Annotated in this window: 24 protein-coding genes; 12 read left to right on the top strand and 12 right to left on the bottom strand. The window is 56.8% G+C overall.

Going from position 1 to position 23663, the window contains the following annotated elements; translation table 11 throughout:
• The first annotated feature begins 63 nt into the window (after nucleotides 1-63).
• Nucleotides 64-2529: a carboxypeptidase regulatory-like domain-containing protein gene (locus tag VFA76_15920; protein ID HZR33333.1), complete on the top strand. Its 2466-nt coding sequence runs from the start codon at nucleotides 64-66 to the stop codon at nucleotides 2527-2529.
• Nucleotides 2530-2571: 42 nt separating this feature from the next.
• On the opposite strand, the gene VFA76_15915 is transcribed toward VFA76_15920, so the two are convergent.
• The 4 genes from VFA76_15915 to VFA76_15900 form a co-directional block, all read right to left on the bottom strand.
• Nucleotides 2572-3609, bottom strand: coding sequence for an NAD-dependent epimerase/dehydratase family protein (locus VFA76_15915; GenBank protein ID HZR33332.1), 1038 nt, complete (start codon nucleotides 3607-3609; stop codon nucleotides 2572-2574).
• A gap of 90 nt (nucleotides 3610-3699) precedes the next feature.
• A complete protein-coding gene (locus tag VFA76_15910) occupies nucleotides 3700-4653 on the bottom strand; it encodes an EamA family transporter (GenBank protein HZR33331.1) in 954 nt (317 codons plus the stop codon).
• Between the two features lie 158 nt (nucleotides 4654-4811).
• Nucleotides 4812-5579, bottom strand: a complete 768-nt coding sequence (locus VFA76_15905) for a hypothetical protein (GenBank protein ID HZR33330.1) — start codon at nucleotides 5577-5579, stop codon at nucleotides 4812-4814.
• Complete coding sequence (locus tag VFA76_15900; GenBank protein ID HZR33329.1) at nucleotides 5569-5916, bottom strand: PadR family transcriptional regulator; 348 nt, start codon at nucleotides 5914-5916, stop codon at nucleotides 5569-5571. The genes VFA76_15905 and VFA76_15900 overlap by 11 nt, the downstream gene beginning before the upstream one ends.
• 455 nt (nucleotides 5917-6371) lie before the next feature.
• On the opposite strand from VFA76_15900, the gene VFA76_15895 reads away from it, so the two are divergent.
• From VFA76_15895 to galT, 5 genes are all read left to right on the top strand, one after another.
• Nucleotides 6372-7760 (top strand): acetyl ornithine aminotransferase family protein, encoded by a 1389-nt coding sequence (locus VFA76_15895; protein HZR33328.1) that lies wholly within the window; start codon nucleotides 6372-6374, stop codon nucleotides 7758-7760.
• 9 nt (nucleotides 7761-7769) lie between these two features.
• Nucleotides 7770-8234, top strand: coding sequence for an MOSC domain-containing protein (locus VFA76_15890; protein ID HZR33327.1), 465 nt, complete (start codon nucleotides 7770-7772; stop codon nucleotides 8232-8234).
• An 83-nt stretch (nucleotides 8235-8317) separates the two neighbouring features.
• Complete coding sequence (locus tag VFA76_15885) at nucleotides 8318-9688, top strand: Xaa-Pro peptidase family protein (GenBank protein HZR33326.1); 1371 nt, start codon at nucleotides 8318-8320, stop codon at nucleotides 9686-9688.
• Nucleotides 9689-9703: 15 nt separating this feature from the next.
• Nucleotides 9704-10138 (top strand): YraN family protein, encoded by a 435-nt coding sequence (locus VFA76_15880; protein ID HZR33325.1) that lies wholly within the window; start codon nucleotides 9704-9706, stop codon nucleotides 10136-10138.
• The gene (gene galT, locus VFA76_15875) at nucleotides 10123-11214 is read left to right on the top strand and encodes a galactose-1-phosphate uridylyltransferase (GenBank protein HZR33324.1); all 1092 of its coding nucleotides are present in this window, start codon (nucleotides 10123-10125) and stop codon (nucleotides 11212-11214) included. Before VFA76_15880 ends, galT begins: the two co-directional genes overlap by 16 nt.
• 107 nt (nucleotides 11215-11321) lie before the next feature.
• Here the strand turns inward: galT and VFA76_15870 are convergent, their stop codons facing one another.
• From VFA76_15870 to VFA76_15855, 4 genes are all read right to left on the bottom strand, one after another.
• On the bottom strand, nucleotides 11322-11474 hold the full coding sequence (locus VFA76_15870; protein ID HZR33323.1) for a lmo0937 family membrane protein: 153 nt from the start codon (nucleotides 11472-11474) through the stop codon (nucleotides 11322-11324).
• A 133-nt stretch (nucleotides 11475-11607) separates the two neighbouring features.
• Nucleotides 11608-11832, bottom strand: coding sequence for a Fe-S cluster assembly protein IscX (gene iscX, locus VFA76_15865; GenBank protein HZR33322.1), 225 nt, complete (start codon nucleotides 11830-11832; stop codon nucleotides 11608-11610).
• A 48-nt stretch (nucleotides 11833-11880) separates the two neighbouring features.
• Nucleotides 11881-12243 (bottom strand): iron-sulfur cluster assembly accessory protein, encoded by a 363-nt coding sequence (locus VFA76_15860; protein ID HZR33321.1) that lies wholly within the window; start codon nucleotides 12241-12243, stop codon nucleotides 11881-11883.
• Nucleotides 12244-12249: 6 nt separating this feature from the next.
• A complete protein-coding gene (locus VFA76_15855) occupies nucleotides 12250-13482 on the bottom strand; it encodes an IscS subfamily cysteine desulfurase (protein ID HZR33320.1) in 1233 nt (410 codons plus the stop codon).
• Nucleotides 13483-13652: 170 nt separating this feature from the next.
• Between VFA76_15855 and VFA76_15850 the strand changes: the two genes are divergently transcribed.
• The 3 genes from VFA76_15850 to VFA76_15840 all read left to right on the top strand — a co-directional run bounded on the left by VFA76_15850 (nucleotide 13653) and on the right by VFA76_15840 (nucleotide 17316).
• Nucleotides 13653-14801 carry a hypothetical protein gene (locus VFA76_15850; GenBank protein ID HZR33319.1) on the top strand — a complete coding sequence of 383 codons (1149 nt, stop codon included), beginning with the start codon at nucleotides 13653-13655 and terminating at the stop codon, nucleotides 14799-14801.
• Between the two features lie 141 nt (nucleotides 14802-14942).
• Nucleotides 14943-15935 carry an IS1595 family transposase gene (locus VFA76_15845; protein HZR33318.1) on the top strand — a complete coding sequence of 331 codons (993 nt, stop codon included), beginning with the start codon at nucleotides 14943-14945 and terminating at the stop codon, nucleotides 15933-15935.
• A 208-nt stretch (nucleotides 15936-16143) separates the two neighbouring features.
• Complete coding sequence (locus VFA76_15840) at nucleotides 16144-17316, top strand: RelA/SpoT domain-containing protein (GenBank protein HZR33317.1); 1173 nt, start codon at nucleotides 16144-16146, stop codon at nucleotides 17314-17316.
• Here the strand turns inward: VFA76_15840 and VFA76_15835 are convergent.
• A complete protein-coding gene (locus VFA76_15835) occupies nucleotides 17303-17650 on the bottom strand; it encodes a hypothetical protein (GenBank protein ID HZR33316.1) in 348 nt (115 codons plus the stop codon). The two genes, VFA76_15840 and VFA76_15835, sit on opposite strands and share 14 nt — an antisense overlap.
• A gap of 26 nt (nucleotides 17651-17676) precedes the next feature.
• On the bottom strand, nucleotides 17677-18168 hold the full coding sequence (locus tag VFA76_15830; GenBank protein ID HZR33315.1) for a Panacea domain-containing protein: 492 nt from the start codon (nucleotides 18166-18168) through the stop codon (nucleotides 17677-17679).
• Between the two features lie 368 nt (nucleotides 18169-18536).
• On the opposite strand from VFA76_15830, the gene VFA76_15825 reads away from it, so the two are divergent.
• Together VFA76_15825 and VFA76_15820 are read left to right on the top strand one after the other, a co-directional pair.
• Nucleotides 18537-18689 carry a hypothetical protein gene (locus VFA76_15825; protein HZR33314.1) on the top strand — a complete coding sequence of 51 codons (153 nt, stop codon included), beginning with the start codon at nucleotides 18537-18539 and terminating at the stop codon, nucleotides 18687-18689.
• A gap of 131 nt (nucleotides 18690-18820) precedes the next feature.
• A complete protein-coding gene (locus VFA76_15820; protein HZR33313.1) occupies nucleotides 18821-19213 on the top strand; it encodes a response regulator in 393 nt (130 codons plus the stop codon).
• Between the two features lie 7 nt (nucleotides 19214-19220).
• On the opposite strand, the gene tsaD is transcribed toward VFA76_15820, so the two are convergent.
• Nucleotides 19221-20366 carry a tRNA (adenosine(37)-N6)-threonylcarbamoyltransferase complex transferase subunit TsaD gene (gene tsaD / locus VFA76_15815; GenBank protein ID HZR33312.1) on the bottom strand — a complete coding sequence of 382 codons (1146 nt, stop codon included), beginning with the start codon at nucleotides 20364-20366 and terminating at the stop codon, nucleotides 19221-19223.
• A 51-nt stretch (nucleotides 20367-20417) separates the two neighbouring features.
• Here tsaD and VFA76_15810 point away from each other — a divergent pair, with 51 nt between their 5' ends.
• Nucleotides 20418-21851, top strand: coding sequence for a CCA tRNA nucleotidyltransferase (locus tag VFA76_15810; protein ID HZR33311.1), 1434 nt, complete (start codon nucleotides 20418-20420; stop codon nucleotides 21849-21851).
• Here the strand turns inward: VFA76_15810 and VFA76_15805 are convergent.
• The gene (locus VFA76_15805; GenBank protein HZR33310.1) at nucleotides 21841-23544 is read right to left on the bottom strand and encodes a serine hydrolase domain-containing protein; all 1704 of its coding nucleotides are present in this window, start codon (nucleotides 23542-23544) and stop codon (nucleotides 21841-21843) included. The two genes, VFA76_15810 and VFA76_15805, sit on opposite strands and share 11 nt — an antisense overlap.
• Between the last annotated feature and the right edge of the window lie 119 nt (nucleotides 23545-23663).

The following is a 23663-nucleotide window of genomic DNA, read 5'->3' as shown; positions in this document are numbered from 1 at the left end:
CCCCGCCTGTAATTCCAGTTACAATCTGAGCTGGTTCGAGGGTTGAGTCAGCCAGGCAGCTCTATGTTTTCGGCCCCACTCCGGCATGCATCTAGCCTGATTCTCCTTCTGCTGTTGTGCCCTGCCGCGTTTTCCCAGTCAGATCGCCTTCTGATCACGGTTACCGACGAAAATCACGTGGCCGTCCCGGGCGCCCAAGTCTCGCTTCAGCGAATCGGGACCAACGCGTTCATCAAGCGGGAGACTGATTTTGCCGGTCGCTGCGAGCTCTTTGGCCTGCCACATGGCGCTTACCAGCTTCACATCCAGAAACCCGGCTTCTACCAGCTCACCCAACCGGTTCAGGTCGGGGCCGCAGGCTACGCTCCCACTGTCATAGACGCCGCGCTCACTCATCAAAAGGAAGTCAAAGAAGTGGTGGACGTGGTGGAGTCTCCGCCCGTGATTGATCCTGACCAGATTGCCGACACTCAAACCCTGAGCGACGTTGATGTGCAAAATATTCCTTATCCCGTGAGCCGCGACTTCCGCAATGTCCTGCCTTTTATCCCGGGAGTTGTGTCAGATGGCCTCGGGCAGCCTCACGTTGCGGGGGGTGAGACTTATCAGATGCAGGATACTCTGGACAGTTTCGACGTCACGGATCCTGTAGACGGTCTGCTTCACCTGCGAGTCAGCACCGACGCCATCCGAGCACTGGAAGTTCAGAGCACACGCTATTCGGCTCAATTTGGCCGCGCTTCAGCGGGGGTGCTCAATATCACCACCGGAATTGGTGATGATCATCTCCGTTATAGCGCTACTGATGTCATCCCTTCTTATAAGTTCAGAAATGGATTGAAGTTTGACAAGTGGCAGCCTCGCGGAACCTTCTCCGGACCGCTAAAGAAAGGAAGAATCTGGTTCTACAACGCGGTTGATGGCGAATACGATGAAAACATCATTCGCCTATTACCCAGCAGCGGAAATCGCGCTCCCATATGGCGCTTCAGCAATCTGGCGAAGCTGCAAACCAATATCACCCCTTCCAACATCCTGACTGGTAGCTTCCTGTTTAACCGCGCCAAATTCAGCCGGGTCGGTTTGTCGCTTTTCACTCCCATTTCTGCAACCGTAGGTCAAGACCAGACCAGCTACGTGGGCTCGATCAAAGATCAGCATTATTTTCACAGCGGCAACTTACTCGAAACCGGCGTCGCGGTTTTCGAGCAGGAGGCGGATGAAATTCCCCAGGGCACTCTGCCTTACACTCTTTCCCCAGGCGGCGTCCAAGGCAATTTTTTTCGCACTTCTCAGAGACGCTCCCGCCGCACCCAGGGGGTCGCTAATCTTTTTTTCCACCCTGTTAACTGGCATGGCAAGCATCAGCTGAAGTTTGGTTTCGACGTCGAGCGCATCGCCTACCATCAATTTTTCCTTCGTCGCCCCATCTCTACGGTGCGCGGGGACCGCACCCTAGACCGCCAAGTCCTTTTCCCAGAGGCTGAAGTGCGATATCGCCAAAACAATTTTCAGGGGGGAAGCTATGTTCAGGATCGCTGGTCACCTGTGGACCGCCTGCTCATTGAAGGTGGTTTACGTTTCGATGAAGACCAGATCATCCGCAACGTGCTGGTCTCGCCCCGCCTCGCCGCCACGTACATGCTCGACAAGAATGGCAACACTAAGCTCTCGGCCGGCGTTGGCCTCTTCTATGACGCTACTAATCTCGCCCTACTCACCCGTCCTCTCCAGGGAACGCGCCTGGATTTGACTTACGCTTCGGATGGCGTCACTTTGGCCGCGCCACCTATCGCTACCACATTCACCGTTGACCAGCGCACGTTAGTGGCTCCGCGCTCTCTCAACTGGAGCTTGAGCATGGAGCGAAAGCTTCCGCACGGAATTTACACCACCGTTGAGTACCTTGACCGCCGCGGCACCCACGAATTTACTTATGTTCCCTTGGGCTCGCCCCTGAGCACTGATTACTTCCTGACCAACACCCGTCAGGACCATTACCGTTCCTTGCTGCTCACTGCTCGCTACACCTTTAGGAAGAGCTATCCCTTCCTTTTTTCTTACAGCCGTTCTTCCGCCCGCACAAATGCTGTCCTCAATTACACTCTCGATAATCTTGTGCTCGGCGCCCAAGGAGCGGGGCCGCTTCCCTGGGACAGTCCCAACCGATTTATCTCCTGGGGCATGATGCCGCTGCCTTCCATACCCGTAGTTCACAAACTGGAACTTGCCTATTCTGTGGAGTGGCATGACGGCTATCCGTTCTCCATCTTCAACCAGGACCGGCAGATTATAGGCCTGCAGCGTCTGCGTTTCCCGCGCTTCTTCACGCTTAACACCTATATCGAGAAGCGTTTCAATCTGCTTAAGTACAACCTTGCTTTGCGCATGGGCTGGGACAATGTCACCAACAACAGGAATCCAGGTTCGGTGGATTCGAACATAGATTCAGCCACCTACTTGCACTTCAGCAATCTGGACCGCCGTACTTTCGTTGCCCGCGTCCGCTTCCTGGGTCGCAAGAAATAGAGGGTACCCCGGCGGCACAGCCGGCACGCTTCCCGGGAAGTCTTACGCCGCTGATTCTGCGAGAGCCGCGTCTTCGGCGGCGTAATCGAATTGTGCGGGATCAATCTGTGCTGGTGGATTGGCGCGCTGCCAGGCAATCGTCCGCCGGATGGCTTCGTTCGTAGGAACCGGCTCGCGATAGCCAAGTTCCCGGCGAATGCGCTCCGAACTTGCCACCCAATGTTGGGCTGGGTTTCCGGGCTGCAGGAGATGTTTGGGGGTGCGCTCGCGGGGCAACAAGACGAACCTCCCACGCCAGCCCGTTCCGTGAGCGATTTTTCTCGCCCACTCCAGCTCGGAATGGGTCTGTTCTTCGGCGACGTTGTAAATTCTTCCAGCCGCCTGCTCCGACACGGCGGCGAGCGCTATGGCGCTGGCCACATTATCTACATACCCTCGCATTCCCCGCCAAGCGCCAAGATCTTGAGCGAAAATAATCGCCTGACGACCGTCATCCATCCGCTTGAGCAGCGGGAAGAAACGATGCAGCTTGTCACCCGGCCCGTAGACCATTGGCAGGCGGAGCACGGTTCCCGGCAGCTCCGGGTGCGCCAGCACTTCGCGTTCAACGGGAATTTTGTCGTACTCGTTATCAAGCCACGCAAAAGTGGTTTGCAAGGACTGGATCACCTCTGGCGGATAGGTTTGCAGCTTCGTCCGAAGCGGCGACTCCTCCGTGAGCGGCAGAGGCTCGAGTGGGCCAGGCTCGCTGCCGTGCAGCACACCGCAGGCTCGATATACATCCATACTGCTAGCGGCAACCACGCGCCGGGCGATGCCGCGCATGGCGTCCATCAATACTTTGGCTTGCGCTCCAGAGCTGAGGATCAAATCAATAACGATCTCGGGCCCGAAGCGTCGAATCTCTTCTTGCTGGGCCGCGACTTGATTGCGGTCTCCCAGAATCTGAGCAGCGCCGGCGGGAAGTGGCGCAGGGCTGGTTCCGCGATGAAATACGGCCACGGTATGTCCCAGCTGTTGGAACTCGCGAATCAGCGGTGGACCGATGAATCCGCTTCCGCCAATCACCAGAATTTTCATTTGAGGCTCATGGTACCAGCCGCGTTCCACCGAGGTCCCTACATTCGCCAGTACAGGTAAGGGCGCATGTGTCCGCGAAATTGGAGTTGTTCAGTCGCCGGTAGTTTCGACCGTCTGCAGGTCGGATTCGACAACCTCTGCTGGCTTCGCTTTAGCGCTGGTCACCAGGATCACCGCGGCAATAATCACCGCCGTTCCTGCCAGAATGAAGCCGTCAACGCGCTCGTGCATGACCAACCAGCCCAGGAAAACGGCTATGACCGGGTTCACGTATGCATAGGTGGAAACCTTGCTAGTCGGCGCATGTTTCAGGATGTAGATATAGGCGGTGTAACCCACCCAGGAACCGAATATCACCAGGTAAACGACGGCCTCAATGCCGTGCCGCGTCCACTGCACGCGACGGTATTCGCCCGTGGTGAACGTGATCAGCAGGTTCGATAAACCGGCGAAGGTCATCTGCCATCCGCCCCCGACAAAAGGATCACCACCGTGCTCCCATTTTTTCGATAACACCGATCCCAGTGCCCAACTGAACGAACCTCCCAGCAAGCTGACCGACGCCATCAGACCCCAGCGGCCAAGGGTGCTGCCACTTACGAGTTGGGGCCAGAGCAGTACCACCATTCCCCCGATTCCTAGCACGATGCCAGCCAGTCCGCGGCGTGAGATGTGATCTCCCTTCAAAAGCCAGGTGTCAATAATCAGGAACCAGATGGGAGTACCCGCGAGGACCAAGGCAGCCAGTCCGGAGGGCACGTACTGTTCCGCCCAAGCCAACGTCAGATTGCCGCCGGTCAGCAGCAGAATGCCAACCACAGCAAGTTTGACCAGATCGCCAGAACTGGCGCGGATTTTGCGCCCGTTGAGCGCGCAGTAGATCAACATCAGCACTCCCGCGACACTAAAACGTAAGCCACAAAGCAGGGCCGGAGGAATGTGCTGCACGCCAATGTCAATGGCGAGGTAAGTCGAGCCCCAGAATAGGTACACCAGCCCGAAGCTGAGGATTACCGTGAGCCGATGCTGGCGCTGGAGTGTCATCTGGACATGAACAATCTAGACGATAGTAAGACGACAAAGAAGGAACAGACGATGCAGTTTTCCTGCGCACAGCTCGTAGGTTCTCACTCACTAACTGCTGATGACTGGCCACTGACTATGTGTTGGTTCAGCGTGAAATGGAGACAGGTCGCTCTCCGTTAGTGAGTATTTCCTTGGGGCGGGAATCCCGTCAGACTCGCGTGCCGGAACAGCAGACCTGACGTGGTGAACAATGCCACGAAGACAACATGCCCGATGGCCATATTCCGCGCAAGGTAGGGTGGCGCGCCCGAAGGCAGCATCACGGCAATCACCGCTAGCGTCGCCGCCATCGCGAACAACGTGCGAGCCAAACCTCGCGCCTCCAGCCGCGCCAGCCAGGCCCCAACGCCCCCTACTGCGAGCACGCTGTAGTACGCCAGGTTCGCCGGATTCTCCGAGTCCGCGACATGGACCATGTTGGACCACCCTAAGCCGAACCCGGCCACCAGCGCCACAGCAACGCCCGCCTTGTACGACCACGCGTCCATCTTCCTCGCGATCACCGCATACACCATTCCCGTCCCGAAGAACAGGACATACACCACCACGAAACTTCCAGCCTCCCAGTTCCACCCCTCCACCACCCGTGATGCCACGATCGGCACCATCAACACCGCCAAAGCCCCTAGCGCCACACGCAGCATCGTCTTTCCGAGTTGCGACATATGAGTTGTGTTCTCCCTGACGATTCCCACCGACGTCTCGAAGAAGATCCACAGCGCGAGCCCGAACAGTCCCCGCCCAGAGTCCCTGTACTCCCGGCACAAGTCGTGAAATGTCTGCGCCACCCCCTCGCCGAACCGCTCACGGAAAGAGCGCGGATATAGCCGCAGCAGCATCGCATACCAGGTCCGGTAACGCCGGATCGCGACGTTAGTGGCCATGCGCCAAACGTCCTTCCGCCACCGCCACCACGCCGCGATACCGCTTCAGCTCCGCTTCCAGCGCCGCCCGCCCCGCGTCTGTGAGCTCGTAATAGATCCGTCGCTCGTCGTCCATCTCCGGATCGACCCGCTTATCGCTTTCCTGGATCAGCCCGGCCTCCATCATCCGCCCCATCGAGCCATACAGCGTCCCCGGGCCCATCTTCGCCTTGCCCTGCGAGTCCGCCTGTACCTGTTTCATGATCCCGTACCCATGCCTCTCCCCCGTCGAAAGCGCCAGCAGGATGTGCAGCACTGCGGGAGTCAGTGGAGCTTGCGCCGCGTTCTTCTTCGCCATCCGCCAACGCTATATCCGTTACGGATATATGTCAAGCCAAACTGAATGGCAGGTGGGACGCCCTCGTCCGTGAAATCCGAATGAACTCCTTGAAGTCCTCGGCGATGAACTGCGGCCGTTGTCGGAGATGATCCGGGGCCGTGGTTCCGGGTGCATTTCCTTAGCCCGCGAGCCTATTGAGAAGCTATAATTATAATGAGGTCGGATCAGTTACATGAATCGCGCCCGCCCACACGGAATGAGCTCAGTACCGGCGCCGCCTTGCCGGCTACGCTGGAAGCTCGCGTTTCCGCGCGTCGGCCAGGAGCAAGTACCCGCACAGGCGCGTCCCAATCTCTTTTCTGGCGATTAAGCCCTCTCCTCCTCTTACGGATCCCTCGGGCGTAGCTGCCCGAATTTGAGTACTACCCGCACGGATTTGATAACTGTGCCGAGCCGATTTTCGGGAGGATTCCATGTCAACCAAGACTGCAACACCCGCTGTCAGCCCTCGTATTAAAACCGAGTTGCCCGGTCCCAATGCTCGTCGAGTTTTAGAGGGTGACCAGAAATACCTTTCACCGTCATACACCCGCTCCTATCCTTTGGTCGCAAAGCGTGGCCGCGGAGTGATCGTCGAAGACGTGGACGGCAACGAGTTTCTCGATTTTTCCGCCGGGATTGCCGTAGTCTCCACCGGGCATTGTCATCCGCAGGTGGTCAGCGCTATCCAGAAGCAAGCGGCAGAGCTGATCCACATGTCAGGGACAGACTTCTATTATGAGAACATGGTCACCCTCGCCGAGCGGCTGTCGAAGATCGCCCCGATGCCCGCGCCGCACAAGGTTTACTACGGGAATTCGGGGGCGGAGGCCATTGAAGCTGCGATCAAACTCTCGCGGTATCACACGCAGCGGCAGCACATCATTGCCTTTTATGGCGCATTTCATGGCCGGACGATGGGCGCGGTGTCGTTGACCGCATCGAAGCCGCAGCAGCACCGCCGTTTCGGTCCGTTTATGCCTGGGGTGACGCACGTTCCGTATCCCAACTTATACCGGCGCCCCAAGGGGAGCGATGCTCATCAGTACGCCATTGACTGCGCCCGGTTCATCGAAGAGAAGGTCTTCAAGACCGACCTGCCGGCGGAAGAAGTGGCCGCAATCTTCGTAGAGCCGATACAGGGCGAGGGCGGGTATGTAGTGGCCCCGCCGGAATTCATGCGTGAACTGCGCCGCATCTGCGACGAAAACGGCATCCTTCTGGTCGCCGATGAGGTGCAATCCGGCATGGGACGCACCGGCAAGTGGTGGGCAATCGAGCATGCCGGCGTGCACCCTGACATTATCTGCATCGCCAAGGGAATCGCCTCCGGCATGCCGCTGGGAGTTACGCTGACACGCGCCAACATCATGGATTGGGTGCCCGGTTCCCACGCCTCCACCTTCGGCGGCAATCCAGTGTGCATCGCAGCCGCTTTGGCCAGCATGGACGTGATTGAACGTGAAGCCATGAAAAATGCTGCCGAGGTCGGGCGTCACATCATGCAGCGCCTGAGCCAATGGCCGCAGAAACACAGCATGGTGGGCGATGTACGCGGGCTCGGCCTCATGATCGGAGTTGAAATTGTGAAAGATCAGGAGAGCAAAACTCCCGCTGGCCCGGAGCGCGACCGCATCGTGGAGTTGGCCTTCGAACGCGGCGTGCTGTTCCTCGGCGCTGGGCCAAACTCGGTCCGCATTGCGCCTCCGCTGATCGTGACCAGGCAGGAAGCCGACGAAGCACTCGATGTTCTCGAGCAATGCATTGAGAGCGTCAGTGGTGACTCACGCAAGAGCGGGACTGGCAAGCCGCAAGGGGCGTAGGAGCAGGCGATGTGGAAGGGAATGGTTGTCGCTATTCACATTGCCGCCAATGGCGGCGAGGCGATGAACGCTGTGGACCAGGCGAAGGCTATTGCCGGACGAGGCCTGTCAGAGGACCGGTATCTGAAGCGTACCGGGACCTTCTGCCAGAACCTCGGCCCTTCCAACGAGCTTACCTTTATTGAAAGTGAGGCAATTGAGGCGCTGAAGCGCGACTACGGCATCGAGCTCGCTCCCGGCGAGAGCCGGCGCAATATCACGACCTCAGGTGTGCCATTAAACCATCTTGTCGGCAGAGAATTCCGTGTTGGTCAGGCCCGCGCCCGCGGGTTACGTCTTTGTGAGCCGTGCTCCTATCTTGAAAAAGCAACCGGCAAAGGTGTTATTGCAGGACTGAAGCATCGCGGTGGTTTGCGCGCGCAGATCATCGCGGACGGCGAGATCCGCGTCGGCGATGCGATTCAAGAGGCTTGACTGCGTGGCTGTGCCGCGCTTTCGGAGTCCATTGCCAACCTTTGGCTCATCGCGCTAGACTCGGCGCGCTCCCAGGAGGCAAGATGAAAGCTCTTTTCTGCCGCGCATTGATCTTGGTGTGTCTCTGTTCGCTGATCTCGCTTAGACCGGTTCTTGCTCAGTACACCGATCCAGCCGTCATTAATGATCTTGGCGGGCCGCAGGAGTTTGCCCGCCGCCGTCAGGAACTTGCGAAGCAAATGAAGCAAGGAATTCTGGTCCTGTTTGCGCGCACCCAGGAGCCCGAGTCCAGCCACTATCGTGAAGACAACGATTTTTTCTATTTCACCGGAGTCGCCGATCCCGGCGCCGTGATGGTAATGAATGCCAGTGACGCGAAGACCACCATCTTTGAGCCGGCGCAGAGCCCGCGAATCAAGCAGGTTTATGGACCTAACTTGCTCTCACTTTCGCCCGATGAGCGGCAGAAATTCGGGTATTCGGTTGTGATGCCGGTCACTGACCTGGATACCTTTCTCACCTTTATGTTGAGCCGTGGATCCGAACTCTGGCTTCGAATGGGTTTTGCCGATAAAGCCGATGGCGCGCGCCCCGAGGTCGGTCGGGACTACGCCGCCGAATACGCCCACCCCTATGGCGAATTCCTTCCCGGTGACCGTTCTGCCTTGAAGAAGCTGGCGGAACGCTACCCCTCTGCGCACCAGAACGACGCGACCCCGCTGATTGACGCCATGCGCAACATAAAAACGGCGTCGGAGATCACCGTGTTGCGTCGCAATGGGAAGCTGAGCGCGGAAGGCATCAGGCAGGCCATAGCTCATGCTCATCCGGGAATGTTTGAGTATCAGATCGAAGCTCAGGCCGATTTTGTGTTTCGCAATGGCGGCGCGCAGGGCTGGGCATATCCGGCCATTGTCAGCTCTGGCGACAAGGTGAATACGTGGCACTACTTTAGCGATCGTCAACAGATCCCATCTGGCACTCTAGTGGTTTTCGACTTCGCCGCTGACCTGGATCACGAGACCATGGACATCACTCGCACCTTCAACATCAGTGGGAAGTTCCCACCCGAGCAGGCCAAGTGGTACCAGGCGGATTTGGAAGCGCAAAAGGCCACCATCGCGCTGCTCCGGCCGGGGCACACTTACGAAGAGGCGGCGGCCGCTGGCAAGGCGGTGTATGAGAAGAACGGCATCGGCAATCAATGGAGTGAGACGTTCCCCTTCCCTGGTCACTTCGTCGGTTTGGCGACTCACGACGTGCTTCGGCCGCAGGGGCCTGTAAAGGCTGGCCAGGTTGTGACCGTTGAGCCAATTATCGAGTTTCCCGAGAAGCACTTGCATTTCCGGGTAGAAGACACGGTGCTGATCACCGAGGGCGATCCGGAGATACTTTCGTCTGGCGTACCCAAGGAAATGGCCGATGTGGAAAAGTTGGTCGGCAGCGCGAAGTGAAATATGTCTGGAAGAATGACGCGCCTCACCGTCCGGGCCCTTGACGGTCTGGCCCGGCTGCTGCGGCGCCCACCGGCAGGACCAGCCCACCAAATTACCGGTCAGCGGGGTGAGGAAGATGCCTATTTTCATCTGCGCCGGAACGGCTATGTGATGGTGGCGCGGAACTTCAGGTCACCCAGACGACGCGGTGAGATTGACCTGATTGGCTGGGAAGGCGACGTCCTCTGCTTCATTGAAGTCAAAACCCGCACCACCAGGGAAGTGAAGCCAGCCGAGTCGGCGGTGGACGAGGCCAAGCAGCGCGAAATCGGCGCCGTTGCCGACGAGTACATCCGCCGGGTGGCAGGCTCGCCCACTTGGCGTTTTGACGTAGTCAGCGTTTATTATGACCGGCCTGATTCCCCTCCGGAAATCACTTTATTTAAAAATGCATTCGCAATGTCGTAGAATCAGAGTCAACCAGAAAGGACCCCACATACTTGCCTGAATTAAGAAAAGACCCCATCGTTGGACGGTGGGTCATCATCTCCACCGATCGTGCCAAAAGGCCCACAGACTTTGCCCGTGAGCAATTCAAAATGAAGGGTGGGTTCTGCCCCTTCTGCTACGGCAACGAAGATAAAACTCCTCCCGAAATTCAGGCCTATCGGCCAAGCCAAAACGGCGGCCCGCCGTTACAGCGCGACAGCACCGGGTGGACAGTTCGGGTGGTGCCCAACAAATTTCCCGCTCTGGGAATTGAAGGCAATTTAAGTCGCCAGGCCGAGGGCATGTTCGACAGGATGAACGGCATCGGAGCGCACGAGGTCATCATCGAGACGCCAGATCACGCTGCCACGCTTGCGACGCTTCCTGCCAAGCGGGTGGAAGACGTGCTGTGGACTTTCCGCGATCGTATTCTCGACCTGAAGAAAGACCGCCGCTTCAAATACATTCTCATTTTCAAGAACCATGGAGAGCCGGCCGGTGCTTCGCTCGAACACGCCCACTCCCAGTTGATCGCTCTGCCCATTCTGCCGCGGCAGGTTGTGGAAGAACTCGAAGGCGCGAAGCAATACTACATTTACAAGGAACGCTGCGTGTTCTGCGACATCATCCGCCAGGAGATTGACACCGGTTCGCGCGTAGTGGCCGAGAATGAAGACTTCCTGACCCTGGCGCCTTACGCTCCGCGTTTTCCCTTTGAAACCTGGATTCTCCCAAAGCGCCACGAATCCGCATTTGAGAACTCTTCGTCCAGCATGTTCGAGAATCTCGCCAAGGCGCTCAGGAACCTTCTGGCCAAAGCGGACCGCGTGCTCGACAATCCGCCTTACAACCTCGTGATCCACACTTCGCCAGTGCAGGATCCCAATAACGACCACTATCACTGGCATATCGAGTTCATGCCCAAGCTGACCAAGACGGCCGGATTTGAGTGGGGAACTGGGTTTTACATCAATCCCACGCCGCCCGAAGAGGCCGCGCGATTCCTACGCGAGGCGAGCGTGGAACTTCCTGAAATGGTTGCTGCGGGAGTTTAGGTTTTGCAGAACCCTGGCTGTTACTGCTGCAATTTAAGAGGGGACCGGCCCCGCCACTGAAAGTGCATGCGGCGGGGCGGACCTGAAAACTTCAGTCCTTCAACCTCTCACGCCACAGGTCGTCTGCCGGTCACCAATTGCAGGACCAGCACGATCAGCGCTGCTACCAGGAGCAACCACACGAACGCGCCAATCTGATAGGTTCCAACCAGGCCCAGAATCCAGGCGATCAACAAGATTACAAAGATTGTCCAAAGCATTCCCACCTCCGAGAGTGCAGCGGCACTCTTAGGCTCTGGTGCGATTTTCAGGAAAGAGGTTGCAAGCGGGAAAACAAGCCAGCCAGAGAACCCGGTTGGAGCGGACAACCCAGCATGACCTGTGCGGGAGCTTTCAGGCAGACTTGCGGCGGTCCAGGTATTCCTCGTACCAGGCGTCCTGAATCGTCTGTAATTGATCCTCGTTGGTGGCTTCGGGGTCGTCCGCAAAAATTGGGAGCTGGCTCACAAAGACGCACAACTCGCGCAGCCGCACCTCCCGCGGGTTTATGTCTGGATATTTCTCGGCGAGAGCGACTGCCAGCTCGTCGGTGTCATCCCATCTGAGTTCTTCGGTCACGTTCACTTCTCAATTCTTTGAGACGTAAATACTCCGCCGCGAGGTGCCTCAACTTCCCGGCGCGGTCACAGTCCCACAGCCGCAGGCATTCGAATTTACGGAATTCAATAAAACGAATCCGCGCGGCAACTCGGTTGCGTTGTAATCCAAAATAAGCCCGAAGACGTAGATGAAGGATTTCGGGTCCACCAACAGCCGGACTCCATCGAAGTTCAGGAGACGATCGTGGTCCCTCGGTGAATCAAATGCGACCTCGGCGTTCAGGCCAGTGCAGCCACCGCCAAAGACTGCAATTCGGAGGCCGCTACCATCCCGTTCGCTGGCCTGACGGTTGCGGATTTCGGCCAAGGCTCGCTCCGTAACTTGCACCCCGCGAGCTGGGGTGGTCCTCGCTTTGTCAGTGATCGGCATAGGCACTCACTTCGTCGCTGAGACGCGGTGTGTGCTCTCCTCGAATGTTGGCGAAAGCTCGCGAAGTTGCCCCACTACCTCGCAGACTCGGTCGGCAACATACTCCACCTCGGCATCCGTGTTAAAGCGGCCTATACCGAAGCGGATCGAGCTTGCGGCCAGTTCATCGCCGATCCCCAGGGCGCGGAGCACGTAGGACGGCTCGATTTTGTCGGACGTGCAGGCCGCGCCGCTTGAAACCGCAACGTCATTAAGTGCGACGAGCAACGCCTCGCCGTCCACGCCTTCGAAAGCGACATTCAGGTTGCCGGGAAGACGTCGCTCCATGGAGCCATTAATGTAAACACCGTCCAGTCGCCCGCAGATCCTGTCCTTCAGCCGGTCGCGCAGCGTGGTCAGCCGACCCCTCTCTTGGAACACTTCCTCGGCGCAAATGGCGCACGCTTTGCCCAATCCCACAATCCCCGGAACATTTAATGTTCCCGAGCGCATTGCATGCTCATGGCCTCCGCCATCGATAAGCGCAGAAAGCCGGACCGGCTCACGGTTCCTGCGGGTGTGCCGCCGCACGTAAAGCGCGCCCACCCCTTTCGGTCCATACATCTTGTGCGCGGAAATGGAGAGCAAGTCCACCTGCTCTCTTTCGACATCTATGGGAACCTTGCCCACAGCCTGGGTCGCATCGGAATGGAAGAGCACACCCCGCTCCTCACACATGCGGCCAATTTCCTCGATTGGCTGCAGCACTCCCGTCTCGTTGTTCGCTGCCATGATGCTGACCAGGATCGTCCCGTCGGTGATCGCCCGATCAAGCCCATCAATGTCAATCAACCCATCACTGCGGACCGGCAAATACGTGACCTCGTACCCCTCTTTTTCCAGGCGCTTGCAACTGTCGAGCACCGCCTTGTGCTCAGTCACCGCAGTCACCACGTGATTTCCCTTGTGTCTGTACTGTCCGGCAATGCCCTTTATTGCCAGGTTGTCGCTCTCTGTTGCCCCGGAGGTAAAGATAATCTCGTCGGGCGCTGCCCCGATGAGGTCGGCAATTCGGCGGCGACCGTCCTCGACCGCCTCATCTGCAGTCCACCCAAATTCGTGGTTACGGCTGGCAGCATTGCCAAAGCGCTTTGTGAAAAAGGGCAGCATCTCCTCCAGCACGCGAGGATCAACTGGCGTGGTGGCATGGTTGTCCATGTAGATGGGCAACTTCACAGCCGGCTTGGATGGAGCAGCCATCACAACTTTCCCGAAGCAGCCCTACTAGTCTAGTTGGCCGGGCTGAGTCCACACAAGGCGCGCGACTTCTCGAAATGTGAACCACGCGTGAACCAGAGTAATCAACGATTTGCTGCGCAACTAAGGGATACGCTCGATTGTCCTCAGCCGCTGACGAAGTAAGCTGAGATGTGCCCAAGCTCAACTCTGGCCGCGTTTTCTTGGGAGCCGTGGTGGGTGTCCTTGCTCTCGCCGTATTGCCGCTTCTGGCGGCTGGGCCAGAGTTGGATAAGGCCGATCCTTCCTCCGTCGCAGCTGGCTCAACTCTGAAAGCCCGCAAACCCGAGCCCACTTACAAGATCCAGGTGGGAATGGATGGCGAGGTCTATCCGGTTTTTGCTAATTACGCCTCCCTGCAAAAGCCCGGCGATCGCAAATGGGGAACGGTGGCTGTGACGGTGACGAACTCCAGCGATGCAACTCTGCGTCAGCACATCTCCGCGCGGATCGAAGGCTGGAGCGACGAGGAAATCCAGATCATAGAGTTGCGCGCGGGTGAGGTTCGTACCTGTTTATTCGCCCCCGCCTTCCTCCCGCGGCTTTATCACAATCGGGAGATCGCAGCCGCTACCGCGCTGGTGAATGTGCGCGACCGGAGCGGTAATCTGCTGTTCACCGCTACCGCACCGGTTCGCTTACGCTCGGCGGATGACATGTACTGGGGCCGCAACTTCAAATTCGCCCCGTTTATCGCCTCTTGGGTCACGCCGCACGAGGCGGGGGTGGAAACACTGTTGAGTCGCGCCAAGGAATTCGCTCCCGGCCGTCGCCTGCCCGGATATGTCCCGGGGTTGAAGCCTGCTCTCCAGGCGCGTTCGACCTATGAGCAAGTGAACGCTATCTACCGCGCGCTGCAAGCGCAAGGCCTCTCTTACGTGAAGAGTTCGTTGACCTTCGGCGAACACTCGGATGCCAGCGAACGTGTGCGCATGCCCCGCGAATCGCTCAATCAGGTTTCTGCCAACTGCATTGATGGTGCAGTGATGTACGCCTCACTCTTTGAAAACCTGGGAATGGATCCGGTGGTGTTGCTCGTTCCCGGGCATGCCTATGTGGGCGTGCGGGTCGCGCCAGGTTCCTTGAATTACATCTTTATCGAAACTTCGCTGACCGGACGCGCCAGTTTTGCCGCGGCAGTGAGTGCTGCCGAGCGCGCCTTGCACAGCCGCCGCGCATCAGAGGTCATCCGCATTCCGATCAATAGCGCGCGTCAGGCCGGCATTTACCCCATGCCTTCCTACACTCAATCTGCTGAGAACGATCTGGCCTCCCGCCGATAGTCCCCAGTCCGGCGGCTGGAAGGCGGAGTGCAAAAAACTGCACATTGGACCTCCCTGCCAATGTTAAGTCTATGTTAATAAATACATTGCAGAGGCAATAATATACTTGACTAACCAAAGGTACTTTGCTAAAGTTTGGGCATGGACGAAAAGAAGCCCAAAAGCCTCAGGGATGCAATCAGATACTTCGGCAACGAGGACAATTGCATTCGCACCGTGGCAGAGATGCGCTGGCCAAATGGCATAGTCTGCCCTGCCTGTGGACACAAAGAGCATTACTACCTAGAGAATCAGCGCAGGTGGAAGTGCAAAGAGTGCTGGAAGCAGTTCTCTGCCAAAGTGGGCAGCATTTTTGAGGACAGCCCAATTCCATTGGACAAGTGGCTCATCGCTCTGTGGATGCTGGTGAACTGCAAGAACGGCATCAGCTCATACGAAGTGGCACGCGACCTAGGCATCACCCAAAAATCAGCATGGTTCGTGCTGCATCGGCTCCGCTTGGCTCTACAGGAAGGCAGCATAGATAACAAGATCGGCGGCGATGGCGGCGAAGTAGAAGCAGACGAGGCTTTCATCGGTGGCAAACCAAAGAATATGCACAAGAGCCGGAGACTGGCACTGAATCAGGCAAAGAACGAATGTCTTCGGGGAAATACTCGACTGATCGGAAAAACCGCCGTGATGGGTCTACTAGATCGGCAGCAGCGCAAGGTTCGGGCTACCGTAGTGCCAGATGTTAAGCGCGACACTTTGCAAAACGAGATTCTGAAACAGGTAGAGCGCGGCACCCAAATCTATACCGATGAATCTACTTCGTACATGGGTCTCACTGCCAAATATGCACATCAGGTTGTGAATCACATGGAGCAGTACGTTAATGGCCGCGTTCACACTAACGGTCTGGAAAACTTCTGGAGTCTCTTGAAACGCGGATTGAACGGCACCTACGTGGCAGTAGAGCCTTACCATCTTTTCCGGTACGTGGACGAGCAGGTGTTCCGTTATAATAACCGCAAGCAAGGGCAATACAGGATCACTGATCTCGATAGATTCAATTTAGCGTTATCGCAGATTGCGGGAAAGCGGTTGACCTACAAGGAAGTGACCGGCAAGGTGGGAGAAACGACGGTTTAACCCTTTTCGTCGGAAGCGTGGGAAGAAGTCGGTTTCGAGCGCCGCTTCCGCGTCCGTTTCTCGGCGTCAAGCCTAGCTCTCATTTCTGAACGCGGAACCGAAAGAACTTTTCGCAGAGCTTTTGCGAATGTGGCGTATTCACCCTGCTCGTTCTTGGCGGAAGGGACAGGGCGATTGGCCTTTTGTGTCACGACACTAGGAGTGTGTCTTGTCGTGCCTCAAAAGTCAATCCCTGATTCCCTCGCCGCCGCCACAAGACTCAAAGGTAATAACCTTCCCAAGCGCAATGGCTTATGTGCCACCCAAATTCGGAAAAGGGCAAATAGATGCTGCTGGACGGCGGCTGGCTACCGGCAGCTTGCAAGAAGATATCCTCGAAAACCCAGTCAGCGATCTTGTAATAATCAATAATTGGCGCTCATGCCACAGCTTTCCCCTGAACTCTTTTCATGTGACTCTACGTGGACGCGCAATCAAACTGGATCGCCGAGCAGTCACCGCGCAGCGCATAAAGCGTTTGTCCTCAATCGCCGCAAAACTTGCTCGGTTCCCTCGCATGGAACTATCCCAAATGCAGGACATTGGCGGTTGTCGTGCGGTAGTGAATAGCGCCGCTGTTGTTAGGCGTTTGGTGGACGTTTACAAAAAGAGTGCAGGCAAAAACCTAAACAGGGCAGAATTCGTAAGAGAATACGATTACATCGCATCTCCAAAGAAGGACGGATACCGCGGTGTTCACCTCGTTTACAAATATCGCAGTCCGGCTAAACGGCATAGGGTCTATAACGGCCTGCGAATTGAAATTCAATTACGCTCGCAACTTCAACACACTTGGGCCACCGCCGTTGAAACCGTGGGTACGTTCATTGGGCAGGCTTTGAAGTCGAGTCAAGGAGAAGAAAAGTGGTTACGTTTTTTCGCTTTGATGTCAACCTACATTGCTATAAAGGAACGCAGCCCATTGGTTGAAGATACGCCGTCTGATGCTGTCGAGTTACGCCGCCAATTGAGCGAATATGCTGAACAGCTCGATGCTATACGGCACTTGGAATTGTACGCGGCCGCGGTGGATGCACCGGAGCGCATAGGAGCCACTAGAGGTCAACATTACTTTCTTCTAGAACTAGACCCGTCGCAGCGGAAAATACGGATTACTAGCTATAAGCCTGACGAGTTGGGTCGGGCTTCAGGAGATTATTTAAGGATTGAACGCGAGATTTTAGGGGGTTCAACTTGGCGCGATGCGGTACTGGTTTCTGTCAAATCTTTCGCGGCGCTTAAACGAGCATATCCAAACTATTTCTTGGATACTCATCGCTTCATTCAGTTGGTTACCGAGGCCCTGGGGCCAAAACCATCTCCAGACCCTACTTCGTCTTGAGACCCTTGTAATAATGCCTTACCTCATTAGGTGTGAAGTCGGAATCTATTAAACCAGCCTGTGCTCTACTGAGCAGGGCCTCCGAGACTGGCGCGTTCGCTTTCGCCATTCCGTTTGCAATCGCATTCTCAATTGTATCTATTGATGTGATTTTTGAATATCGGTAAGAAATTACAGACTCCCATTTGAGAAAAGGATGATCCCCTTTTTGGAGTTTGACCAGCACCTCTGATTTTTCATGTTGCGTGGTGACGCATACCACAACCATTTCCCCATTAGTTGGCGGGCTTACGATTATCCACAAGTGGCGCTCGTAACCATCCTCGTCTTCCATGAGGAAGGTGTCACCACATTTGAACATTAGGGAGCGAGAGAGAGTATCTCTTCGGCGGTTCTCATGCTGCGGAGTTCCCGCAGAGTGGCATTGATTTCTTCTTGGTTTTGCCCAAGAGCTTCCAATATCTGGCGAATACGTATTGGAAATGAGCTGCCCTTTGGATCATGCCATTCTGGAAGCTTGTGCATGTAATTATCAATTATGTCCCAGCGATTCTTATGCCCATATTGCTTATAAACCTCTTGTATAAGCTTCTCTTCGGCACGTGAAAGCTGATCAGTTGGGGGGTTCACATCGGCGCGAAGTTCCACCTCTGAATCTCCCAAGGGCTCAGAAATATAGCTTGCCCATGTAGGCTTTGGCAGGTCTTTCTTTGTGATGAGATCGAGAATGTTCCTGACAACGGGCCCGTTTTTCATGGATGCATAGCTGTCCGTGGTGACAGGTACACCCCAACGATTTAGGGCCTCACGATCAATGAGGTAAAGAATTTTAACGAGCTTAATGTAGTGCATTCGGCCGCCCCGCAACCTCAAAACTTGGGCTGCCACTTGTGTTGCCTTACGCTCGTCAAACCGTAAGTTCATGCCCAGAAAAAGGTTAGCACGTGATTGTGGAAAAATGTGTAAAAAACTCGCGAAACCATTGATTCTAAGAATTGATGTTTCTATTGACAAACTAGATGCCCTGTCACGGCATCAACAACTTAGCACGCTTTGGTTAGCTAAGTATATTAGTGCCATTGCAGAGCTTGACAAGATATACAGGCGGTCTACAATACCCAAAATTTCCGGTGAAGTTTTCCCGCCCTGGCGCGTCGGGCAAAAATCCGGGATTTATGAATCCGCCCCAGCAACGTCCACCAGCCCCCGCGCAACCCAACATGAAGCAGCCATGTGAGCACCCTCGCGTGCAGATTGTGTCACGCGAAGAGGATGCTGAGTTCGTAGAATGCCTCGAATGCGGCGAGATCTTTGAAGCCAGCGAATTCAAAGACATGGCCATTGAAGAGCGCATTCCCGCCGAGGAAGACTAGCCGAGCTGCTTCCGAATTTTGGGGATATTACGACCCGCTGTGCGCCGGAAACCGCACGATTCGTGACCAACGTAATCAAGAAATCCCGCCGCCCTGTTGGCTGCGCTTGCCTGGTTTGTTAGTTTCGAGGGATGGATGCGAACTTGCCCATGGCCCGTGTGGCGCTTGTGGTGGACGATTCCATGTTGATTCGTCATACCGTATGCCGCTTCCTCGAGGAGCGCGGCTTCAATGTGGAAGCTGCCACCAATCCCGTCGAGGCACTGGAGTTTCTGACCCGAATGCAGCCCTGCATCATCATTACCGACATGCAGATGCCCAAAATGTCAGGCAGTGAGTTCATCTCCGAGTTAAAAACCAGGCGGGAGACATCCACCATTCCGATTGTGATTTTGGCCGGCCGGCAGAGCGGCTTCGATGAGCAGGAGAACCGGGCGGACTGCGTGATCTTCAAGGACATTGATATCGAATCCCAGTTGCAGACCGCGCTCAGGGTGGCGTTGGGCGACGCCGCTGCCAATTAAGTACTGCTTACTTCAGTCGCAACGACGCTTCCGCGGAAAGCTCACGGTTCGAGAAATCACCGGAAACAAATTTGGGATACGCCGCTGCCGCAATCATGGCAGCGTTGTCGGTGGAGAGCGGACGGGAAGGGAAATACACCGGCAACCCTTCTCGGGCGGCACGATCTTCAAACGTCTGCCGCAGTTCCTGATTGGCGGCCACACCGCCGGTGACGAAAAGCGTTGCCGCCTCGAATTCGCGGGCGGCTGTGAGGGTCTTCTGCACCAGGTCGTTTACCATGGCGCGCTGAAAGGACGCCACAAGATCGAGCGTCTGCCGATCGCATGAGGCGCGCAGCTCCTCAATCGAGGGCTTAGTTGCAGAAAGCGCCCGCTGACGTGCTTCAATGCTGCTGCGCATATCGTGAGTTTCAACGTAGCGCAGCACGCTGGTTTTGATTCCGCTGTAAGAAAAATCAATGTTCCGAGGGCCGCCTTTTTGGGGAGCATCTTTTTCACGCCGGTCCGGATGTTTGATTTGCGACAGCGGAAATTTGACGGCGCCGGCGTCCCCAAAGCGGGCCAGCTTGTCTATGACTGGCCCGCCGGGATATCCCAAGCCCAGCAGCTTAGCGACTTTGTCGAAGGCTTCGCCGGCGGCATCATCCCGGGTGTGGCCGACATTCTCATAACTCCAACCTTGATTCCGCTGGTTGGCGAGGTAAAGATGGGTGTGGCCTCCTGAAACCACCAGCGCCAGCACCGGAAACGCCAGCTCACGATTTCCTTTCTGCCTTTCCTCGAGCAGTACCGCGTGGATGTGCCCCTCCAAATGGTTGACCGCGATCAGCGGCTTTTCCAGCGCGAATGCCAACGCCTTTGCATAGCTGATCCCCACCAGCAGCGCGCCCGCGAGGCCGGGTCCCTGAGTGACGGCGAGCGCATCAACGCTCTGGTAGGTCTGGTGGGCATCTTCGAGGGCCTGGCGGACCACCGGCACGATCGCGCGCAAGTGCTCGCGCGAAGCCAGCTCGGGCACCACTCCGCCGTACGGTCCGTGCGTGGCGAACTGGGAAAACACGACGTTCGAGACCACTTGTTCACCTGAGCGCACCACCGCCGCAGCAGTCTCGTCGCAAGAGCTTTCAATGCCCAAAATGTAGGTGTCTGCCACAGCTTCTATATTATTGGAATTGCGACGTTGACGTGATCGTCGCAATAAACGATGCTCGCGCTGGGACAGGCGCCCTCGCCTGTCCCAACTGGAAATTCGGTGAGGGATTTCGCCATCCAAATCGTGCGTACTTTGCACCTGGCCGGCCACAAGGCTTACCTGGTCGGCGGATGCGTGCGTGACATCGTGCTCGGACGCCAGCCTGCCGACTACGACGTAGCCACTGGCGCCACTCCCGACCAGGTGATGCGGATCTTTCCCCAGAGCTATGCGGTGGGTGCCCAGTTCGGGGTGGTGCTGGTTCCATCTCCAGATGGCAATGAGCAGCCCGCCAGACCTTCCCAAATCGGCACTGCGAATTCGGCCGAGCATCAGACAGACAAGGCGGGTGTGGTCGAGGTCGCTACCTTCCGCAGCGACATCGGATACAGCGACGGCCGACATCCTGACCAGGTGCGCTTCTCGAGCGATCCCAAAGAAGACGTCCAGCGCCGCGATTTCACCATCAATGGCTTACTTTACGATCCCGAAGCCGATCGCATTCTTGATTACGTTGGCGGACGGGCCGACATCCGTTCCAAAATAATTCGCACTATCGGCGAGCCTGAGCTCCGTTTCCGCGAAGACAAGCTCCGCATGCTGCGCGCCGTGCGGTTCGCCGCACGTTTCGAGTATCAAATCGAGCCCGCTACTTTCGTGGCCATCCAGAAGATGGCGGCACAAATTCATCAGGTAAGCTGCGAGCGCATCCGCGAGGAGCTGACCAAGATGCTTACCGAAGGTCGCGCGCGACGCGCTTTTGAATTGCTCGATGAAAGCGGCCTTTTAAAAGAAGTGCTACCGGAAGTGTCAGCGATGAAAGGCGTGGAGCAGCCGCCGCAGTTCCATCCCGAAGGTGACGTCTGGGTACACACCCTCATGCTGCTGGAGAACTTGCCGCACCCGTGCTCAAAGACCCTGGCTTGGGGCGCCTTGCTTCACGATGTCGGCAAGCCACCGACCTTTCGTGTGGCGCCGGACCGCATACGTTTTGATAACCATGTGGAAATTGGGGTCCGGATGGCGGAAGAGATTTGCCGGCGCCTGCGGTTCTCCAAGCACGAAACCGAGCAGATTGCCGCGCTGGTGGCGAATCACATGCGCTTTGCCGATGTGCAGCGCATGAAGCAGTCAACCTTGAAGCGCTTCTTCCGGCTGCCGCATTTTGACCAGCACTTGGAGTTGCACCGGCTGGATTGCCTCTCCAGTCATGGCGATCTCACCTTGTACGAATTTGTGCGTGAGAAGCGCGGCTCGCTGGCCGAAGAGCAGATTCGACCGCAACCCCTGCTCACCGGCGACGATCTGATCGCGGCCGGCTACCCCCCCGGACCAGGATTCAAAGAGATTCTCTCCCGCGTCGAAGACGCCCAACTTGAAGGCCGGTTGCAGAGCAAGGACCAGGCTTTGACCTTTGTGCGCGAGCAGTTCCCGGTCACGGCGTGAAAAATCGGTAGTAGCTCAACCCGGAGAGTGTCGCGCGCAGCATGTGGCCGTGCACCGGCGTGTCAAAGAAGAGTTGCTCCCGCGCCGGCTCGCCCTCCTCAGCAACGGCAAACCCTCCGCCCTCGCTTGGCGTCGCCGTCATCTCGTCGCCTTGCGGAAAGATCAGCCAGAGCTTGCCCTTGCGCAGCACGACGCGAAAATTGTTCGACCATGCATGCGCCGCGCGGTAGTGACCCACGTAGCTCTCCCATTCAGGCGGGACGGTGAAGGTTCCCTGCCTGGAATAGCGCTCTCCTGCGTACCAATCTCCCCCGTAGAACGCTTCCACCACTTTGCCGTTCTCGCGCCCAAAATGCAGTGGGAACAACGCAAAGTCGGGATGCTCAACCAGGAAGCTGTCTTTGCCACTGGTCTGCAGCGGGATTCGCTTTCCCCCCTGCTCCAGCAGCAGCTGTTCACCCTCAGCGAGCAACGTAAGTTTGCGGCCATCGGCAGACGTATAAACTCCCTGGTAGTCGTTCGCGTTCGTCACCCTTGTCTTGGAGTCGTCTGCCAGGGTGGGAAGGTCACGACCCTCAAGCGCAGCGCGCATAATTTTCAGCGCGAAGTCGGAGATGGGTGTCGGCCCGAGCGGCGCATTTTCTAGGACCACCACCGCGATGCCGCTGTCCAGGTCGGCTTCGATGTGCGAACTGTAGCCGATCATCCCGCCACCGTGACCAACATATCGGTGACCATCAACATCCCGGCTGTCAATCCCGTATCCGTAGTAGTCGTCTTCGTCAGCGGAAATTTTCACGGCGCGCTGCGTCAACAGCTTGAAGCTTTCATCGGAAAGAACGCCGCGTCCATCAGGACCCGCGCCATGGTTGAGCAACATGCGAACGTAGGCCGCCATGTCAGTCGCGGTTGACACAATGGAACCGTCCCCGGAGGCGTACTCCTGCCAGGTGGCTTCGATCAGGGGTTGCGTCGGACGGTAAGGCCGGTCGTCGTACAGCGGCGCATAACCGGTCGCCAGCCGCCGGTAAGTGTCGTGAGTGAATACCGCTTCTGTGTGACTCATCCCAAGCGGTTGAAGGATGCGTTTGCGGATTGTCTCCGCGTACGGCTCTTTCGTGATCTCGCCCAGCACGTTGCCCATGATCTGGTAACCAATATTGGAATATGCAAAGTGCTGCCCCGGCGCATATCCGGTCCAGCGTTCGCGGACGCCCGCTGCCTGATACGGCGAGGAAGGAACATCGTCGCGATCGCGCGGCAGGCCCGCAGTGTGAGTCAGAAGATCGTGGCTGGTGATGGGCACATATTTACTGTGGATCGAAAACCACGGCAGATATGTAGTCACCGGCTGCCTTGGATCGAACTTGCCCTCCTGACGTAGCTGCAGCAGCGCGGTTGCGGTAAAGGATTTTGAAATGGATCCTATTTCGAAGAGCGTATCTGGCGTTATAGGCGCGCGGGTCTTGATGTCGGCAAATCCGTAGTTCGAGGTCCGCATCAGCCCGTGGCGGTCGGTGATTGCCAGAGAAATGCCGGGCACGTGCTGGGCTTTCATCTCACGATCAATGTAGGCGTCAAGCAGCTTGTAAGCCTGCTCCAGCTTCGGGTTGTGCGTTGCCGCCCCTTGTTGCGCGGGAGTGCCCATTATTGCCAGACAAAGGGATACCGCCAAACCTGCAAGAAGTCTCATTTTTCACTCCGGGAATGAAGCCTTGCAGCTTATTGGAACCAAAAAAGTTGGGCAAGTGGCTGGATTTCCGCTCTCAATCCTTCGCCGGATGGTAGAATTTCAGGATTAGACCGAAGCTT

The sequence above is a fragment of the Terriglobales bacterium genome, from assembly GCA_035651655.1.
Taxonomy (GTDB): Bacteria; Acidobacteriota; Terriglobia; order Terriglobales; family Acidobacteriaceae; genus DASRFG01.
Note: the sequence above shows the minus strand (reverse complement) of the source record. Positions and strands in the feature narration are given on the sequence as shown.